Source organism: Nocardioides sp. NPDC023903 (genome assembly GCF_040639295.1).
In the GTDB taxonomy this organism is placed as follows: Bacteria; Actinomycetota; Actinomycetes; order Propionibacteriales; family Nocardioidaceae; genus Nocardioides.
Window position 1 is genome coordinate 1 of the sequence record NZ_JBEZZS010000070.1, and the last position, 3,126, is coordinate 3,126.

General features: G+C 54.9%; 1 rRNA gene. It reads right to left on the reverse strand.

The features are described from left to right. Window positions 1–2,712: ribosomal RNA gene (locus AB0F44_RS29935) — 23S ribosomal RNA — on the reverse strand; the annotation flags it as partial. Window positions 2,713–3,126: the final 414 nt, after the last annotated feature.

Sequence of the window (3,126 nt, forward strand, 5' to 3'; positions counted from 1 at the left end):
CGACGAGCCGACATCGAGGTGCCAAACCATCCCGTCGATATGGACTCTTGGGGAAGATCAGCCTGTTATCCCCGGGGTACCTTTTATCCGTTGAGTGACCACGCTTCCACATGCCGTGGCCAGATCACTAGTTCCGACTTTCGTCCCTGCTCGACATGTCTGTCTCACAGTCAAGCTCCCTTGTGCACTTACACTCGCCACCTGATTGCCAACCAGGCTGAGGGAACCTTTGAGCGCCTCCGTTACATTTTAGGAGGCAACCGCCCCAGTTAAACTACCCATCAGGCACTGTCCCTGAACCAGATCATGGTCCGAAGTTAGACATCTAGTACGACCAGAGTGGTATTTCAACGTTGACTCCACACACACTGGCGTGTGCGCTTCACAGTCTCCCACCTATCCTACACAAGCCGAACCAAACACCAATACCAAACTATAGTAAAGGTCCCGGGGTCTTTCCGTCCTGCCGCGCGTAACGAGCATCTTTACTCGTAGTGCAATTTCGCCGAGTCCACGGTTGAGACAGCGCCCAAGTCGTTACTCCATTCGTGCAGGTCGGAACTTACCCGACAAGGAATTTCGCTACCTTAGGATGGTTATAGTTACCACCGCCGTTTACTGGGGCTTAAATTCTGAGCTTCGCCGTGAGGCTAACCCGTCCTCTTAACCTTCCAGCACCGGGCAGGAGTCAGTCCGTATACATCGTCTTACAACTTCGCACGGACCTGTGTTTTTAGTAAACAGTCGCTTGGGCCTGGTCTCTGCGGCCCTTCACGCTTCCCCCAGCTAGTGGGTTCACGATCCGGGCCCCCCTTCTCCCGAAGTTACGGGGGCATTTTGCCGAGTTCCTTAACCATGGTTCGCTCGATCGCCTCGGTATTCTCTACCTGATCACCTGAGTCGGTTTGGGGTACGGGCGGCTCATGACTCGCTAGAGGTTTTTCTCGACAGCATAGGATCATCGACTTCGCCTAACGGCTCCCCATCACATCTCAGACATATAGAGCCCGGATTTGCCTAGACTCAGTCCTACCTGCTTGGCCGGCGACAACCATCGCGCCGGTTCGACTACCTTCCTGCGTCACCCCATCACTTGACTACTACACACTTGGGTCCCATGTTCCACACACGCGCCTCACCCCGAAGGGATCGGTCACGCATGCTTCAGATGGTTAGCATCATGCGCCTCATCATGGGCGTCATTTCGCCGGTACGGGAATATCAACCCGTTGTCCATCGACTACGCCTGTCGGCCTCGCCTTAGGTCCCGACTTACCCAGGGCAGATTAGCTTGACCCTGGAACCCTTGATCAATCGGCGGATGTGTTTCTCACACATCATTCGCTACTCATGCCTGCATTCTCACTCGCGTAACCTCCACCGCTGGATCACTCCGCTGCTTCACTGGTTACACGACGCTCCCCTACCCACCCCGGAAAACCGGAGTGCCATAGCTTCGGCGGATAACTTGAGCCCCGCTACATTGTCGGCGCGGAATCACTTGACCAGTGAGCTATTACGCACTCTTTCAAGGGTGGCTGCTTCCAAGCCAACCTCCTGGTTGTCACTGCGACTCCACATCCTTTTCCACTTAGTTATCGCTTAGGGGCCTTAGCTGATGGTCTGGGCTGTTTCCCTCTCGACAATGGAGCTTATCCCCCACTGTCTCACTGCTGCGCTCTCACTTACCGGCATTCGGAGTTTGGCTAACGTCAGTAACCTGGTCGGGCCCATCGGCTATCCAGTGCTCTACCTCCGGCAAGAAACACGCAACGCTGCACCTAAATGCATTTCGGGGAGAACCAGCTATCACGAAGTTTGATTGGCCTTTCACCCCTAACCACAGGTCATCCCCTCCATTTTCAACTGAAGTGGGTTCGGTCCTCCACGCCGTCTTACCGGCGCTTCAACCTGCCCATGGCTAGATCACTTCGCTTCGGGTCTAGAGCGCGCGACTCAATCGCCCTATTAGGACTCGCTTTCGCTACGGCTTCCCCACACGGGTTAACCTTGCCACACACCGCTAACTCGCAGGCTCATTCTTCAAAAGGCACGCCATCACCCCCACTGCCAAAAGGCCGGCCGGGCTCTGACGGATTGTAGGCACACGGTTTCAGGTACTATTTCACTCCCCGCCAGGGGTACTTTTCACCTTTCCCTCACGGTACTGGTCCGCTATCGGTCATCAAGAAGTATTTAGGCTTAGCGGGTGGTCCCGCCAGATTCACACGACATTCCACGAGTGCCGTCCTACTTGGGAAGTACATCAACCCAGCCAAACACATACGATTACGGGGCTATCACCCGCTACGGCCCAGCTTCCCAACTGGTTCACCTTCATGCTTGGTTTCTTACTGAGCTCACCGCCGGCAGACGATGAAAGACATATCCCACAACCCCGACTACCCAACAACTGCCGTCTATCACAGGTAACCGGTTTGGCCTCATCCGATTTCGCTCGCCACTACTCTCGGAATCACTATTGTTTTCTCTTCCTACGGGTACTGAGATGTTTCACTTCCCCGCGTTCCCTCCACACGCCCTATAGATTCAGGCGCAGGTAACACGACATGACTCGTGCTGGGTTTCCCCATTCGGACACCCCCGGATCAACGCTCGGTTGCCAACTCCCCAGGGCTTATCGCAGGCTCCAACGTCCTTCTTCGGCTCTTGATGCCAAGGCATCCACCATGTGCCCTTCATAGCTTATCTCTCACAAACACTCAACAAAAACAACAAACCAACAACCACACACATGCATCACACACACATGCAATCATCGAGCTTGTCTGCGCTACGAAGACCACGCACACACCAACACCCCAACCACCAGGAGACCTAACAGGTCAACCCAAAGGCTGAAGCGCCTACAAGGTGTGTGCATTCTTATTAAACAAGATGCTCGCGTCCACTATCCAACTATCAACTCCAACACCTCTCGGTGCCGGCCAGCCCGCACAACCCCATCCGGTGCTCATACCGAGCTCCTTCAGGCGAAGGGGGCAGAGAGACAACCACTCAACTATGTTGTGTGATTCCTCAGGGCCCAACAGTGTGTCAGGACCAGACCAGGTCCAGGAGGCTTCAGGTTCCACGCCCCTTCCCGAAGGAAGGAACAGTACTGAG